Origin of the sequence: Kitasatospora sp. NPDC056531 (assembly GCF_042794375.1) — a bacterium.
In the GTDB taxonomy this organism is placed as follows: domain Bacteria; phylum Actinomycetota; class Actinomycetes; order Streptomycetales; family Streptomycetaceae; genus Kitasatospora.
On sequence record NZ_JBHTTU010000002.1, the window covers coordinates 146,616 to 162,554 of the forward strand.

Sequence of the window (15,939 nt, forward strand, 5' to 3'; positions counted from 1 at the left end):
CGGGTGGCGATCACCGAGAACGGCAGCACCCACCAGTCCGCGCACCGTGCCACGCTCCTCGGTCTGCTCCGCGGCCGGGACTTCCGACGGCTGCTGGCCGCCCGGGTGCTCTCCCAGCTCTCGGACGGTGTCTTCCAGGTCTCGCTCGCCGCCTACGTGGTCTTCTCCCCCGAGAAGCAGTCCTCCCCCGCCGACATCGCCTCGGTGCTGGCCGTGATGCTGCTGCCGTTCTCGGTGATCGGCCCGTTCGCCGGGGTGCTGCTGGACCGCTGGCGCCGCCGCCAGGTGCTCTACTTCGGCAACCTGGCCCGCTTCGGGCTGGGCCTGGGCACCGGCGCGCTACTCCTGGTCCAGGCCCCGACCTGGCTGTTCTTCGCCTCCGCGCTGCTGGTCACCGCGCTCAACCGGTTCATCCTGGCCGGCCTGTCCGCGGCCCTGCCCCGGGTGGTGGAGCAGGACCACCTGGTCACCGCCAACGCCCTCTCCCCCACCCTCGGAACGGTCGCCGCCGCCTCGGGCGGGGGCATCGGCTTCCTGCTGCACCAGGTGATGACCCCCGGGCCGCGGGCGGACGCCGCGCTGGTCACGGTCGCCTCGCTGCTCTACCTGTCGGCCGCGCTGGCCGCCCGCCGGATGGACCGCGACCTGCTCGGCCCGGAGAAGCACGGCGACCACCCGGCGCTCAGCCAGGCGCTGGTGCGGGCCGCCGTCGAACTCGGCGCCGCCCTGCGCCACCTGCGGCGGGACTGCCGGAGCGCCGTGCACGCGCTGGCCGCCGTCACCGCGGCCCGGTTCTGCTACGGCGTGCTGATCGTGGTCGTGGTGATGCTCGCCCGGTACACCTTCAACGACCCGACCGACAGCGCGGCCGGGCTGGCCACCCTCGGCCAGGCGGTCGGCTTGTCGGCCGCCGGGTTCTTCGTCGCCGCCGTGGTCAGCCCCTGGTGCACCCGGCGGCTGGGCCTGGCCGGCTGGATGACGGTCTGCCTGCTCGCCCCCGTCGTCTTCGTCCCCGCGCTGGGCCTGTTCTTCGCCCCGGTGCCCTGCCTGATCGCCGCGCTGCTGCTCGGGGTGGTCACCCAGGGCACCAAGATCTGCGCCGACACCGTGGTCCAGGAGTCGGTCGAGGACGAGTACCGCGGCCGCGTCTTCGCCATCTACGACGTGCTGTTCAACGTCGCCTTCGTGGCCGCCGCCATGGTCACCGCCCTGGTGCTGCCGCTGTCCGGCCGGTCGGTCGCGGTGGTCGTCGGGGTCGCGGCGGTGTACGCGCTCACCGCGGTGCTCTACCTGCGGGCCGCCCGCCGCTCCGGTCCGCTGCCCGGCGACCGGCACTCCTGAAACCGCGCCGCGGAAGGGCTCGGTGCGGCGAACCACCGGGCCGGGTGACCACGCTGTCCGAAACCGCGATGTCCCGGAATGGAAACCGCCTGGTCCCGAAATCCCCTTGTGGGCTCCGGACGGATTGCGTCCGACCCAGTCGCTAGGGTACGTAGACCTGTCGGAGCGACAGTACTTGGTCTCGGGGGACGAACTGATGAGCACACCGCCCGGCCCGTACGGGCCGCCACCACCCACGCCGGCGACCCCGGCCGGCTTCGGGCCACCGCCGCCGGCCTACGGTCAGGCGCCGTACGCCCAGCCCCCGTACGGTCAGGCACCGTACGGTCAGGCGCCGTACGCCCAGCCCCCGTACGGTCAGGCACCGTACGCCCAGGCTCCCTACGGGCAGCCGCAGCCGTACCCGCAGCAACAGCCCGCCCCCGCTCCCCCGACGCCCCCCGCCAAACGCGGCCTCCGGTCCAAAGCGCGGATCGCCGTCGGGGCCGTCTGCGCCGCCGGGCTGGCCGTGGCCTACTTCGTGGCCGGCCCGAGCGTCAGCAGCGCCAAGGTCGGCGACTGCGTCCAGGTGGGCGGCTACAGCGATGTCGAAATCGTCAAGTGCACTGATTCCAAGGCGAATTACAAGGTACTGGCGAAGTTCACCGGCACCACCGACGTGAACCGCTGCCAGCAGACGCCGCAGACCACGCGGACCGTCTACGGCAAGACCGGCCGCCGCTGGAACACCAAGCGGTACGTGCTCTGCCTCGGTTCACTGGCCCCCACCGCGCCCAGCACCACCGGCTACCCGCCGGTGAAGAAGTCCTGACCTCGTCAACCACCACCCTTCTCCGGGGGGACCACTTGTCCGTTCCGCCTCCGCCCCAGATGCCGTTCGGCCCTCCGCCGGGCGACGGCAACCCGTACTCCGGCGGCAGCCCGTACGGGGCACCGCCCCCGCCGCCCCCGGGCCCGCCCGGGTACGGCTACCCGAGCGCCCCGCCGCCGGAGCCGCCGTACGACGCCCAGCCGCCCGGCTACGGGTACCCGCCGCCGGCCCCGATGGATGGTCAGACCTGCCGCTTCTGCGGCGGCTACCCGGCGGTGAGCGCCACCGTCCGCGGCCACCAGGGCCTGGTCCTGGCCTACCGGATGCTGCGGATGCACGGCCCGTTCTGCCGCACCTGCGGGACGGCCACCGTGCGCGACATGTCCGCCCGGACCCTGGTCCAGGGCTGGTGGAGCCCGGCGTCGCTGATCCTGGCGCCGATCACACTGCTGCTGAACCTCGGCGCGAACGGCCGGATCAAGCAGTTGCCGCCGCCGATGCCGGGCACCCACGGGCCGCAGCTCGACCCGGGCGTCCCGCTGGGCCGGCGGCCGCACATGGCGATGCTGCTGCTGCCGGTCTCCCTGGTCGTCACCGTGATCCTGGCCGCCACCGGCGTGCTCGGCCCGAAGGACGACAACAACAACGCGAGCCCGGGACCGACACCGGCGCCGGTCACCTTCTCGCCGACGCCGCTGCCGGTGCCCACCTACACCCCGCCGACCTTCCCCTCGCCGACCTTCACCCTGCCGCCGCTGCCGAGCATCACCCTGCCGCCGGTCACCACGCCCACCCCGACCGATTCGACGGACGGCCCGGACGACGCCAAGATCGGCGACTGCCTGCGCAACGAGAACGGCGCCAGCGAGACCACCGACACCCACCCGAAGGTCAGCGTGCTGCCCTGCACCGACTCCAAGGCGCAGTACAAGGTGGTGTACAAGTACTTCGCCACCTCCGACCAGAAGGTCTGCGAGAAGCAGCCGAAGGCGGACAGCTGGTACACCAGCAAGCACCCCAGCCTCCCGGCCCTGGACTACGTGCTCTGCCTCAAGCAGCTCAAGTAACCGGCGCCGGTACGACCGCGAGGGGTGGCCCCGGCCGAGTGCCGGGACCACCCCTCGCGTCGTGAACGGACGTCAGCCCTGCTGCTCGGCCCACCAGGCCCGCAGCGCCGCGACCGCCTCTTCGTGCTCCATCGGGCCGTGCTCCAGCCGCAGTTCGAGCATGTGCTTGTACGCCTTGCCGACCAGCGGACCGGGCTTGACGCCGAGCAGTTCCATGATCTGGTTGCCGTCCAGCGCCGGGCGGACGGCGTCCAGCTCCTCCTGCGCCTTCAGCTCGGAGATCCGCTGCTCCAGGCCGTCGTAGGTGCGCGACAGCGCGGCGGCCTTCTTGCGGTTGCGGGTGGTGCAGTCCGAGCGGGTCAGCTTGTGCAGGCGCTCCAGCAGCGGCCCGGCGTCGGTCACGTAGCGGCGCACCGCGGAGTCGGTCCACTCGCCGCCGCCGTAGCCGTGGAAGCGCAGGTGCAGCTCGACCAGGCGCGAGACGTCCTCGGTGAGCTCCTTGGAGTACTTCAGCTCGCGCATCCGCTTGCGGGTCATCTTGGCGCCGACCACCTCGTGGTGGTGGAAGGAGACCCGGCCGTCCAGCTCGAAGCGGCGGGTGCGCGGCTTGCCGATGTCGTGCAGCAGCGCGGCCAGCCGCAGGGTGAGGTCCGGGCCGTCCTGCTCCAGGGCGATGGCCTGCTCCAGGACGGTCAGCGAGTGCTCGTAGACGTCCTTGTGCCGGTGGTGCTCGTCACGCTCCAGGCGCAGCGCGGGCAGCTCCGGCAGCACGTAGCCGGCCAGCCCGGTGTCGACCAGCAGCCGCAGGCCCTTCACCGGGTACTTGGCCAGCAGCAGCTTGTTCAGCTCCGCCTGGACCCGCTCGGCCGAGACGATGGCGATCCGCTCGGCCATCTCCGTCATCGCGGCGACCACCTCGGGCGCCGGGTCGAAGTCCAGCTGGGCGGCGAAACGGGCGGCCCGCATCATCCGCAGCGGGTCGTCGGAGAAGGACTCCTCGGGGGTGGCGGGGGTGCGCAGCACCCGGGCCTCCAGGTCGTCCAGGCCGTGGTGCGGGTCGACGAAGCCGCGGCCGGGCAGGTCGACGGCCATCGCGTTGACCGTGAAGTCCCGGCGGACCAGGTCCTCCTCGATGGTGTCGCCGTAGGTGACCTCGGGCTTGCGCGAGGTGCGGTCGTAGGCCTCGGAGCGGTAGGTGGTGATCTCGATCAGGAAGGAGCCCTCGGCGGTGTCCTTGCGGGCGCCGACCGTGCCGAAGGCGATGCCGACGTCCCAGACCGCGTCCGCCCAGCCCTTGACCAGCTTGAGCACCTGCTGCGGGCGGGCGTCGGTGGTGAAGTCCAGGTCGTTGCCGAGCCGGCCGAGCAGCGCGTCCCGCACCGAGCCGCCGACCAGCGCCAGCCGGTGACCGGCCGCCTGGAACCGGCGGGCGATCTCGTCGGCGACCGGCGACACCCGCAGCAGCTCTTGCAGCCCCAGGGTCTGGGCCTCGCTCAGGCCTGGGACGACCTGGACGGCGGTGCTGGAACGATCGGTGCGCGCGTTGGGCTCATTGGCAGTGGACACGGCTCACAAGGGTACGTGCCCCGACAGGTCAACCGCCCGCGCGTTTTGGGCGTCTCACCCCACAGCCCGCAACACTGCACGCCAGGCTGGATCGTTACCATGCCGGTGGACGAGTCTCGCGCACCGGAACCGGGGATGCGGTGTCGCGTGCCGCCACCGCCGACGGAACCCTCCGCGGCAGCAGCGCGGCGAACGGCGTCAGGCGAAGAACGTCGAGCGGGGAACGTCCGGCGGCAGCGCCGGGCGGACAGCATCAGCAGCGAGCGATCGAGAACGGCGAGGGCGAAGCGAGTGAGTGAGCCGGCACGGCACTCGGGCCTGGGGGCGCACCGACAGCCTGGACGGGCCGCGGGCCCCGCCGAACGTCCCGCAGAACGCGCCGCCGACGGACGGAGCCGGGGCCGCCGCGCCCGCCGCTTCGCCGCCGCCTGCGCGGCCGTCCTGACCCTGTTCACGGCCGCCCCGGCCGTGGCGCTGCCGGCCGGGGGCGACGTCCGCCCGGCCGCCGACGCCACGACCACCGCGGAGTACCCGGTGGCGCTGACCATCGAGACGGTGACCCCGCAGGTCGCCGCCCCGAACGGCACCGTGAGCATCAGCGGGCACGTCACCAACGCCGGCAAGTCGGCGCTCAAGGGCGCCCACGCGGCGATCCGCAAGCCGGCCTCCAGCAAGCCGCTGCAGCGGCGCAGCGAGCTGCAGCTGGTGGCCACCCGCAACGCGCCCGGCAGCGCCGACGGCGTGGAGCTGGACAGCCCGCAGTACGCCCTGCCTGAGCTGAACCCGGGCCAGAGCCAGCCGTACACCCTGAGCGTCGCGGTGAGCGACCTCGGGCTGTCCGACAGCGGCGTCTACGAGCTCGCGGTGGACGCCTGGGGCGCGACCGCCGACAACCCGCGCGACCGGGCCCTGGGCATCGCCCGCAGCTTCCTGCCGTACAACCAGGGCGGCACCGAGGCCCAGCCGACGAAGATCACCACGCTCTGGCCGCTGGTGCACGCCCCGGTGCTGGCCGCGCAGACCGTCTCCGACAACGACCAGACCGTCCCGGTGCTGCGCGACGACAGCCTGGCCGCCGAGTTCGCGCCGGGCGGCCGGCTGTACGAGCTGGTGGACACCGGCGCCAAGCTGTCCAACCTGACCTGGGTGGTCGACCCGGACCTGCTGGACGCCGCGTTCGCGATGACCAACAAGCAGTACCGGGTGCAGAAGCCGGGCACGGATCCGGGCAAGCCGGCCAGGGACGACAACACCGTCCCGGGCACCGGCTCGGCCGCCGCCACGGCCTGGCTGGACAAGCTGCGCGCGGCCGTCGCCAAACAGGGCAGCCAGGTGGTCGCGCTGCCGTACGCCGACCCGGACCTCGCCTCGATCGCGCACAACGGCGCCGACCTGACCGGGATGGGCACCGCCCTGAACAAGGCGGCCACCGCCGGCCGGCTGACCGTCGAGGGCCGGCTGTCCGTGGACACCCGCTCCGACGTCGCCTGGCCGTACCAGGGCTACCTCGACCAGCAGATCGCCGGCATCGCCCGGCAGGCGGGCGACGGGCTGGTGCTGGTCAACGGCGCGAGCATGCCGGAGCCGGACTCGGTGAACTACACCCCGACCGCGGTGCGCCCGATCGGCAACGGACAGAACGCCCTGGTCGCCGACGACACGGTCTCCTCGCTCTTCCAGAAGGACCTGACCAGCCCCAAGGACCAGACCGAGGCGGCCCAGCGCTTCCTGGCCGAGACCTACACGATCACCCACGAGCAGCCGCAGAACCAGCGCGGACTGCTGGTCATGCCGCCGCGCGAGCTGTCCGCCTCCACCGCCAAGGTGCTGGCCGGCGCGCTGCAGACGGCGACCGACAAGTGGCTGACCCCGGTGAAGCTGGACACGCTCGCCCAGTCCGCACCGGACCCGAAGGCCAGCACCGCCGTCCCCTCGCCCGCCGACTACCCGACCCAGGCCCGGGCCACCGAGCTGTCGGCCGCCGACCTGAGCACCACCGACGAGATCCAGCAGAAGCTGGACATCCTGATGCGGGTGCTCACCCTGCCGCAGCGGGTGCGCGGCCCGTTCAGCGCCGCCATGGTCCGCTCGCTCTCCACCGAGTGGCGGGCCCAGGGCCCGGCCGGCAGCACCTACCGCGACAGTGTCAAGAAGTACCTGGACGACCTCACCGGCGCCGTCAAGGTGCCGGACAAGAAGGTGGTCACCCTGGCCGGGAACACCGGCCTGCTGCAGGTCAGCGTGAAGAACGACCTCACCCAGACGGTCACCAACCTGAGGCTGGTGCTCAGCTCGAACCAGCAGAACAGGGTGTGGGTGGGCAAGGCGGAGGACCTGGTCATCCCGGCCTCGCAGAGCGTCACCCTGCGCTTCCCGGCCGAGGCGCGCAACAACGGCCCGGTCACCATGACCGCCCAGCTGTGGACCACCGGCCCCAACCCGCAGAAGTACGGCGAGGCCAAGACGTTCCGGGTCGAGGTCACCTCGGTGACCAACGGGGTGCTGTACGTCTTCGCCGGCGCCGGCGTCCTGCTGCTGCTGGCCGCACTGCGCTTCGTCCGCCAGCGCAAGCGCCGCGGCGGGCAGCCGCACGAGGACGGCGACCAGCCGGTCGGGGACGGCCCCGCGACGGACGGCACCGGGGACGCCGCCGAAGCGGAGCCGGAGGGCCCGGCGGAGGGCCCGGCAAAGGACTCCGCCGGTGACGGTCCCGCGCAGACACCGCGCGCCAGCAGCCCGGATGGCCGGGATCGGACCGCCAGTGATGAGAAGGTTGGTCCTTGATACCGCCGACCCCCCGTAACGCCGGGTCGGCCTCCCCCCACGACAGCGAAGAGGTGACATGACCGGGCGCAGCGAGGAGCGGCCGCCGGGCCGCGGTGAGAGCCGGCCGGGCGCCGAGTCGCCGTCCGGCGACTGGTACGTGGCCGACACCTACGCCCAGGACCCGTACGCGGCCGACGCGTACGGGACCCCGCAGGACGACCAGGACCCGTACGGCCTGCAGGCCGGGCGGCCCGAGGCCCCACAGCCGCCGGCCACCGCGTACGACGTGCCGCCGCAGCTGCCGCCGCAGGGCGGCGGCTACCCGACGCCGGTGCCGCCGGCCCAGTTCTCGTCGCCGAACCCGTTCTCGCCCCCGGTGCCGCCGACGCAGCCCGGCTGGGACACCCCGGCGCAGACCGCCTGGCCGCAGCAGCCGGCTCAGGACGGCGGCCAGTGGGCCGGCGCCGAACAGCCCCGGCCGCAGTGGGAGCCGGGCCCGGCGCACTCGGCCTGGGACACCGAGACCACCGAGTACGTCGGGGTGGACGCGCTGTTCGGCGGCCACCAGGCCGAGGCCGCGGCCCCGCCGCCGATCCCCCAGCCCGTCCCGGCCCAGCCGGCCGCGCCGATGCCCCCGGCCGCGCCCTACCCGCCGGTGGGCGGCTACCCGGGGCAGCCGCAGCACGGCGGCCCGGACGGACAGCGCCCCTTCGTGCCGCCGATCGAGTTCGACCCGCCGCTCTCCGAGGAGGAGGCCACCATGCAGGTGGCCGCCGTCGCGGTGCCCCCGGCGGTCGAGCCGCTGGCGGAGCTCGCCGAGGAGCGCGCCGCGCAGCCGCAGGAGCAGGCACAGCCCGCCGAGCAGGCCCCGGCCTCCGGCGGTGGCGGCGGCAAGGTCGCCAGCCTGCTGAACTCCAGCGCGATCATGGCGGCCGGCACGCTGGTCTCCCGGGGCACCGGCTTCCTGCGGACGATGGTGATCGCCGGTGCGATCGGCATCGCGGTCATGGGTGACTCGTACAACGCGGCGAACACCCTGCCGACCCTGCTGTACATCCTGATCGGCGGCGGCGCGCTGAACGCGGTCTTCGTGCCGCAGCTGGTGCGCAGCATGAAGAACGACGAGGACGGCGGCACCGCCTACGCCAGCCGACTGCTCACCCTGGTGATGGTCGGGCTCGGCGGCGTGGTGTTCCTGGCGGTGCTCGGGGCGCCCCTGCTGGTCCAGCTGATCGCGCACCCGATGATGTCGAACCCGGCCCGCGCGGACACCACGGTGGCGCTGGCCCGCTACTGCCTGCCGACCATCTTCTTCATGGGCGTCCACGTGGTGATGGGCCAGATCCTGAACGCCCGCGGCCGGTTCGGCGCGATGATGTGGACCCCGGTCCTCAACAACATCGTGGTGATCTTCACCTTCGGTGCGTACATCTGGGTCTACGGCGGCTACAACGGCACCCAGGTCACCCCGGAGAACATCTCCCCGGAGGGCGTCCGGCTGCTCGGCCTGGGCACCCTGCTCGGCCTGGTGGTCCAGTCGCTGGCGATGATCCCGTACCTGCGGGCCGCGGACTTCCACTTCCGTCCGCGCTTCGACTGGCGTGGCCACGGCCTCGGCAAGGCGGCCCGGCTGGCCAAGTGGACCTTCTTCTTCGTGCTCGCCAACCAGGCCGGCTACCTGGTCATCACCCAGCTGGCCACCGCCGCCGGCAGCGCCGCCGAACAGGGCGGTCACGGCGGTGTCGGCCTGTCGGCCTTCTCCAACGCCCTGCTGATCTGGCAGCTCCCGCAGGCCGTCATCACCGTCTCGATCATGAGCGCGGTGCTCCCCAGGCTCTCCCGGGCGGCGGCCGACGAGGACGCCGGCGCCGTCCGCGACGACCTGTCGTACGGACTGCGCACCACCGCGGTGGCGGTCGTCCCGGCGGCCTTCCTGTTCCTGGCGCTCGGCCCGGCGATCGGCCGCTCGATCTACGCGGTCGGCGGCGGCAGCACGGCCCTGGACAACGCGACCAACGTCGGTCTGATGCTCTCGGCCTTCGCGCTCGGGCTGATCCCGTACTCGGCCCAGTACGTGATGCTGCGCGGCTTCTACGCCTACGAGGACACCCGGACGCCGTTCTCCAACACCGTCTGGGTCGCCGCCTGCCAGGCCGGCTTCTCGCTGATCTGCTGGGTCGCGCTGCCCGCGCAGTGGACCGTGACCGGAATGGCCCTCGGTTACGGCCTCGCCTACGCCGTCGGAGTGACGGTCGCGGTGCCGAAGCTGAAGAAGAAGATCGGCGGGCTGGACACCAAGCGGATCGGCAAGACCTACAGCCGGCTGGCCGCCGCCTGCGTCCCGGCCGCGGTGGTCGGCCTCGGCGTCAGCCTGGCGGTCCAGCAGGTGCTGGCCGGCTGGCCGGGCAGCGTGCTGTCGGTGGTCCTGGGCGGCGGCCTCCAGATGCTGGTGTTTGTGTTCATCGCGAAGCGTCTGCGGATCGAGGAGATGAACGCCATGCTGGGCATGGTCCGCGGCCGACTGGGCCGCTGACCACCACGTCAACCGGCCGGACGAGCGGGCGCCCTGACCGGGCGTCAACCGGGGCGACCACCGCCTCCGCCCGTCCGGCCGAGTGCTGTGCCGCCACCTGTACCGGGCACCCCCGGGCCCACAAGGTGGCGGCCCGGTGTCGGATCTGCACCACATCTCTCCACCCGTAGGCAACCGAGCGGACCTTTCAGCGGTCGTACCCGGTGGAGAAGAGTGGGCACAATTGTCCTGGAGCACAGGGCGGCCAATCCGCGGGCTCCAGCGACTCTCTCAAGCCGGGGCGACACAAGGGGAGGCAGGACCACGGTGGCTGATGGCACCAAGGCGGTCGTCGACACGTCAGCAGCTGACGCGGCGGCGGACGAGGCCGCGCTGGCTGCGGCGATCGACGAGCTCGGGGACGGGAAGGCCGCCCCGGCGGACGTCGCCGACGCCTCCTCCCCGGACGCCCCCGAGGCCGACGACGAGACCAACAACGAGGCGGCCGGCGCGGCCGACGACAAAACCCCCACGGCCGACGACGCCGACGCTCCCGCGGAGCCCCTGCCGGGGGCCTCCCTCGGCGAGGAGACCTCGGAGATCACCGCCCCGCTCTCGGTCCAGGAGATCGCCGCCGAACTGGCCGCCGGCTCCGCCCCGAAGAAGCCCGCCCCAGCTCCGGAGCCCGCCGCCGCCAAGCGCCCCCCCACCGACCCGCAGCCCACGGTCGACCCGCGCGACACCGCCACCCTCCCGCGCACCCTCCCGGCGCCGATGCGGCACAGCGGCGACATGATCGGCCACCGGTACCGGCTGGAGGAGTGCATCTCCCAGACCGAGACCTTCAGCAGCTGGCGCGCCGTCGACGAGAAGCTGCGCCGGGCCGTCGGTGTCCACCTGATGGCCTCCGGCCACCAGCGTGCCCGCAAGGTACTGGCCGCCGCCAAGTCCGCCGCCCTGCTCGGCGACCCGCGCTTCGTACAGGTCCTGGACGCCGTCCAGGAGGGCGAGCTGGTCTACGTCGTGCGGGAGTGGCTGCCGCGCGCCTCCGACCTCGCCAAGCTGCTCGTCAACGGCCCGATGGAGCCGCACGAGGCGTACCAGATGGTCCGCCAGGTCGCCGACGCGGTCGCCGCCGCCCACCGCCGCGGCCAGGCCCACCTGCGGCTCACCCCGCGCTGCGTGCTGCGCACCGACAGCGGCCAGTACCGGATCAACGGCATCGCGGTGGACGCCGCCCTGCGCGGGCTGCCCGCCGAGGACTCCGGCGAGGACGCCCAGCGCACCGACACCCGTGCGATCGGCGCGCTGCTGTTCGCCGCGCTCACCCACCGCTGGCCGTACCCCGAGGACCGCTACGACCTCCAGGGGCTGCCGAAGGGCCTGCAGAACGCCGCACCGGACCAGGTCCGCGCGGGCGTCCACAAGGGCCTGTCCGAGCTCGCCGCGCGGGCCCTGTTCGACCACCCGCCGCACCACGCCGAGCCGATCACCACCCCGGAGGAGCTGGTCCGGGCGATCGCCCGGCTGCCCAAGATCCGCCAGCCCGAGCCGGAGCTGCCCGCTTTCCAGGCCCCGCCCAGGCACAACACCCACGCCCTGCCCACCGCGCCCAACCCGACCCGGGTGGCCGACACGACGGTCTCCCCGCTGCCGGCCTCCTCCCGACCGACCGCCTCCCGGCGCACCAAGCGGCGGCTGCGCCGGGTGGTCAAGGCCACCGCCTGGACGGTCGCGCTGGGCGCGATCGGCGTCGCCTCCTGGCAGTTCGTCGGCAGCCTGCGTAACCCCGGTCAGACCGTCACCACCCCGCAGCCCACGACGGTCAGCACCACCGCGCCGAGCGCGCAACCGACGACGCACACGCCGGTGCCGATCACCATCAAGGGCGCGGAGTCGTACAACCCGCTGGGCGACGGGCCCGAGGGCACCGACACCGTCAAGAACGCCATCGACGGAGACCCGAACACCGCCTGGACCACCGGCTGGTACGTCGACCAGCTCGGCCCCAAGCCGCCCGCCCTCAAGTCGGGCACCGGGCTGATGATCGACCTCGGCTCGCCGCAGTCGGTCTCCTCGGTGAACGTCCAGTTCCAGGGCGGCGAGCAGGCCGCGGAGCTGCGGGTGCCCACGGCGGCGGCCGCTGCCAACCCGACGCAGGCCAGGCCGGAGAGCTTCACCGTCGTCGCCAAGAAGTCCGGCACCAATGTCGAGTACACCCTCGACTCGCCGGTCACCACGCGTTACCTCTTGATCTGGCTGACCTCTCTAAACAAGGATTCCGACGGCAGGTACCGCGGCCACGTCGCCGAGGTCAAGGTCTCCGGCTGACCGCACGGTCCGCACACCGGAACGACGGCGGGACGAGGGAGAACAGTGGCGGACGACGACGCGACGCTGCTCGCCCGGCACGTCGCCGGCGATCCGGAGGCCTTCGGACTGCTGGTGAACCGCCACCGCGACCGGCTCTGGGCGGTCGCCCTGCGCACCCTCGGCGACCGTGAGGAGGCGGCGGACGCCCTCCAGGACGCCCTGGTCTCCGCCTTCCGGGCCGCCGCCGGCTTCCAGGGGCGCTCGGCGGTCACCACCTGGCTGCACCGGATCGTGGTCAACGCCTGCCTGGACCGCGCCCGGCGCAGCGCCACCCGCCGCACCACCCCGCTGGACGACGACCCCCAGAGGCTGGACACCCTGGTCGGCTCCGCCGAACCGGCCGACTCCCCGGTGGTCCGGGCCGAGGTGCACCGCGAGCTGACCGCGGCGCTCGCCGAGCTGCCCCCCGAGCAGCGGGCCGCACTGGTCCTGGTCGACATGCAGGGCTACCCGGTCGCCGAGGCCGCCGAGCTGCTGGGCGTCCCGGTGGGCACCGTGAAGAGCCGCTGCGCGCGCGGCCGGGCCCGGCTGCTGCCGCTGGTCCGGCACCTGCGCGAGACGGACGACGGGTCCGGTGTTCCACGTGGAACACCAGGGCGCGGAACACCGGGACGCGGGACACCCGTACGAGAGACACCGAGCGCCCCCGGCGCGGCCCCGCCGTCACGCCGGGGCACCCCGGGGAACCCGTCGGGCCCCCGCACCGTCACAGGGACAGGCCCGAGCACCGGCCGGACGATGCTGGAAGGAGATGCGAGCACGCGATGACGACCGCCCCCCTCTCCTCCCCCGAACCCGCCGACGCCCACCCCTCCGTCGAGGAGCTCGCCGACCTCGCCGAGGGCCTGATCGAGCCCGCCGCGACCGCCGAGGCGCTGCGCCGGCACCTGGACGGCTGCGCCGAGTGCCGGGAAACCGTCGACGCGCTGGCCGAGGTGCAGGCGCTGCTCGGCGCCGTCGAGCCCGAGCCGATGCCCGTCGACGTCGCCGCCCGGCTGGACGCCGCCCTGGCCGAGGCCGCCCGCGCCGAAGCCGTCCACGCCGAAGCCGCCCACGCCGAAGCCGCCGGCCGCCCCCAGGAGGCTGCTGGAACCGACCACCGGACGGTCACCCCGGCTCCGTCCGTACGGGCCGCAGCGGCGCCCTCCGCGCCCCCGTCCCGCCCCGCCTCCGCCACCGGGCCCGGCCGCCCTCGCCCGCGCCGACGGCGGGCCGGTCTGCTCCTCGGCGCGACCGCCGTACTGGCCGCCCTCGGACTCGGCGGGGCGCTGCTGCTGAACTCCTCCGACCCGACCGACCGCCCCTCGGTCGCCGCAGGCGCCCCGGCGGGCACCTCCGCCGCCGACCAGAGCGCCCGCACCCCCCGCAGCACCGGTCCGGTCACCGTCTACCAGGAGGACCGACTCACCGCCCAGGTGCAGCAGCTGCTGGCCCGCTCCGGCACCGCTCCCGGTCCGCGCGCCACCGGTCCCGCCAAGTCCGACGCCGCGGCACCCGCCGAGGGCATCCGGCCGGAGCTCAACACCCCGGCCACCCCGAACTCCGCCGCGGCCTCTCCTCCGGCCTCCTGTCCGGCCCCCGCCGCAGGCACCCCGCTGGCCACCGACCGGGGTAGTTTCCAGGGCGCCCCGGTCGAGGTCCTGGTCTACCCGGCCCCCGGCCGGGCCGGGTTCGTGGACGTCTACCTGCGCTCCCCCGACTGCGGCCCGATCGTGCTGCAGCGGACCGTCCCCAAGGGCTGACCAGGCGTTCCCAGCCGTCGCGGGACCGTTCCCATGCGATCGACGACCAGGACGCCACGCCGCTCCCACACTGCGGGTGCATGGTACTGATCGGCCTGGGAATGCGAGAGACTGGTCAGTCGTTGTCCCGGGCGGCGGAGCAGGACCGCCCTCCCCGCAGCAAACGCGGGTCGCGATGCGAACCAGGAGAAGCAGTGAGCGACGTCCGTAACGTGATCATCATCGGTTCCGGCCCGGCCGGGTACACGGCTGCGCTCTACACGGCCCGTGCCTCCCTCAAGCCGCTGGTCTTCGAGGGGGCCGTCACCGCCGGTGGTGCGCTGATGAACACCACCGAGGTCGAGAACTTCCCGGGCTTCCGGGACGGCATCATGGGCCCCGAGCTGATGGACAACATGCGGGCGCAGGCCGAGCGCTTCGGCGCCGAGCTGATCCCGGACGACATCGTCGCGGTCGACCTCACCGGTGACATCAAGACCGTCACCGACTCCGAGGGCAATGTGCACAAGGCCCGCGCCGTGATCGTCACCACCGGCTCCCAGCACCGCAAGCTGGGCCTGCCGAACGAGGACAAGCTCTCCGGCCGCGGTGTCTCCTGGTGCGCGACCTGCGACGGCTTCTTCTTCCGCGACCAGGACATCGCGGTGGTCGGCGGCGGCGACACCGCCCTGGAGGAGGCGACCTTCCTCTCCCGCTTCGCCAAGAGCGTCACGATCATCCACCGCCGGGACACCCTGCGCGCCTCGAAGGCGATGCAGGAGCGCGCCTTCGCCGACCCGAAGATCCGCTTCGAGTGGGACAGCGCGGTCGAGGCCATCCACGGCGACCCGAAGCTGACCGGCGTCACCCTGCGCGACACCACCACGGGCGAGACCCGCGAGCTGGCCGTCACCGGCCTGTTCATCGCGATCGGCCACGACCCGCGCACGGACCTGTTCAAGGGCCAGCTGGACCTCGACGCCGAGGGCTACCTCAAGGTCGAGTCCCCCTCGACCCGGACCAACATCGAGGGCGTGTTCGGCGCCGGCGACGTCGTGGACCACACCTACCGCCAGGCCATCACCGCCTCCGGCACCGGCTGCTCCGCCGCGCTGGACGCCGAGCGCTACCTCGCCGCGCTGGACGACCTGGAGTCCAAGGCCGCCGCCGTGGCGGTCTGACCCCCTCGCCACCGACCGATCCCCGCGGGGGTGTTCCACGTGGAACACCCCCGCCCCGGCCAGGCAGAAACAGAAACGGCCCTCCCGTTGTTCTCCTGGCAGCCCCCTCCGTCCGAACCCGAGGAGTTCCCGTGGCCGGCGCCACCACCATCGTCACCGACGCGACGTTCAAGTCCGACGTCCTGGACAGCGAGAAGCCCGTACTGGTCGACTTCTGGGCCACCTGGTGCGGCCCGTGCCGCCAGGTCGCCCCGGTCCTGGAGGACATCGCGGCCGAGCACGGCGACAAGCTGACCGTCGCCAAGCTCGACGTGGATGCCAACCAGGTGACCGCCGCCGAGTACAACGTCATCTCGATCCCGACGCTGATCCTCTTCAAGGGCGGCCAGCCGGTGAAGCAGATCACCGGCGCGCGTCCGAAGGCCGCGCTGCTGCGCGAGCTGGACGGCCTGTACTAGGCCCTTCGGTCCTCAACCGAACGGCGGGGGGGGGGGGGGGGGGGGGGGGGGGGGACAACACCCCTCCTCCCCCCCCCCCTCGCCTTCCTCCCCCCCAACAGCACCACCACACCGCCCCCCCCTCCCCTCCCACCCCCCCACCC

11 protein-coding genes are annotated in these 15,939 nt (G+C 73.3%); 10 read left to right on the top strand and 1 reads right to left on the bottom strand.

Annotated elements, in window-relative coordinates:
• The first annotated feature begins 3 nt into the window (after positions 1–3).
• From ACFQ87_RS03335 to ACFQ87_RS03345, 3 genes are all read left to right on the top strand, one after another.
• Positions 4–1,341: an MFS transporter gene (locus ACFQ87_RS03335; protein ID WP_380608863.1), complete on the top strand. Its 1,338-nt coding sequence runs from the start codon at positions 4–6 to the stop codon at positions 1,339–1,341.
• Positions 1,342–1,537: 196 nt separating this feature from the next.
• Positions 1,538–2,152, top strand: a complete 615-nt coding sequence (locus tag ACFQ87_RS03340) for a hypothetical protein (protein WP_380608864.1) — start codon at positions 1,538–1,540, stop codon at positions 2,150–2,152.
• A gap of 59 nt (positions 2,153–2,211) precedes the next feature.
• Positions 2,212–3,219 carry a hypothetical protein gene (locus ACFQ87_RS03345; protein ID WP_380608865.1) on the top strand — a complete coding sequence of 336 codons (1,008 nt, stop codon included), beginning with the start codon at positions 2,212–2,214 and terminating at the stop codon, positions 3,217–3,219.
• A gap of 72 nt (positions 3,220–3,291) precedes the next feature.
• Here ACFQ87_RS03345 and ACFQ87_RS03350 read toward each other — a convergent pair whose 3' ends face one another.
• Positions 3,292–4,716 carry a CCA tRNA nucleotidyltransferase gene (locus ACFQ87_RS03350; protein WP_380609116.1) on the bottom strand — a complete coding sequence of 475 codons (1,425 nt, stop codon included), beginning with the start codon at positions 4,714–4,716 and terminating at the stop codon, positions 3,292–3,294.
• A gap of 360 nt (positions 4,717–5,076) precedes the next feature.
• On the opposite strand from ACFQ87_RS03350, the gene ACFQ87_RS03355 reads away from it, so the two are divergent.
• From ACFQ87_RS03355 to trxA, 7 genes are all read left to right on the top strand, one after another.
• On the top strand, positions 5,077–7,569 hold the full coding sequence (locus ACFQ87_RS03355) for a DUF6049 family protein (RefSeq protein ID WP_380608866.1): 2,493 nt from the start codon (positions 5,077–5,079) through the stop codon (positions 7,567–7,569).
• Positions 7,570–7,627: 58 nt separating this feature from the next.
• Positions 7,628–10,084 carry a murein biosynthesis integral membrane protein MurJ gene (gene murJ, locus ACFQ87_RS03360; RefSeq protein ID WP_380608867.1) on the top strand — a complete coding sequence of 819 codons (2,457 nt, stop codon included), beginning with the start codon at positions 7,628–7,630 and terminating at the stop codon, positions 10,082–10,084.
• Positions 10,085–10,390: 306 nt separating this feature from the next.
• Entirely contained in the window at positions 10,391–12,394 is a 2,004-nt protein-coding gene (locus tag ACFQ87_RS03365) for a protein kinase family protein (protein ID WP_380608868.1), read from the top strand.
• Positions 12,395–12,439: 45 nt separating this feature from the next.
• Positions 12,440–13,204: an RNA polymerase sigma factor SigM gene (gene sigM / locus ACFQ87_RS03370; protein WP_380608869.1), complete on the top strand. Its 765-nt coding sequence runs from the start codon at positions 12,440–12,442 to the stop codon at positions 13,202–13,204.
• Positions 13,201–14,178: a hypothetical protein gene (locus tag ACFQ87_RS03375; RefSeq protein ID WP_380608870.1), complete on the top strand. Its 978-nt coding sequence runs from the start codon at positions 13,201–13,203 to the stop codon at positions 14,176–14,178. Before sigM ends, ACFQ87_RS03375 begins: the two co-directional genes overlap by 4 nt.
• 194 nt (positions 14,179–14,372) lie before the next feature.
• Positions 14,373–15,338, top strand: a complete 966-nt coding sequence (trxB, locus tag ACFQ87_RS03380) for a thioredoxin-disulfide reductase (protein ID WP_380608871.1) — start codon at positions 14,373–14,375, stop codon at positions 15,336–15,338.
• Between the two features lie 131 nt (positions 15,339–15,469).
• Positions 15,470–15,796, top strand: a complete 327-nt coding sequence (trxA, locus tag ACFQ87_RS03385) for a thioredoxin (protein WP_380608872.1) — start codon at positions 15,470–15,472, stop codon at positions 15,794–15,796.
• Positions 15,797–15,939: the final 143 nt, after the last annotated feature.

Coding starts and splice junctions, on each gene's coding strand:
- ACFQ87_RS03375 (WP_380608870.1), top strand. CDS start 13,201: ATGACGACCGCCCCCCTCTCCTCCCCCGAACCCGCCGACGCCCACCCC.
- murJ (WP_380608867.1), top strand. CDS start 7,628: ATGACCGGGCGCAGCGAGGAGCGGCCGCCGGGCCGCGGTGAGAGCCGG.
- ACFQ87_RS03345 (WP_380608865.1), top strand. CDS start 2,212: ATGCCGTTCGGCCCTCCGCCGGGCGACGGCAACCCGTACTCCGGCGGC.
- ACFQ87_RS03340 (WP_380608864.1), top strand. CDS start 1,538: ATGAGCACACCGCCCGGCCCGTACGGGCCGCCACCACCCACGCCGGCG.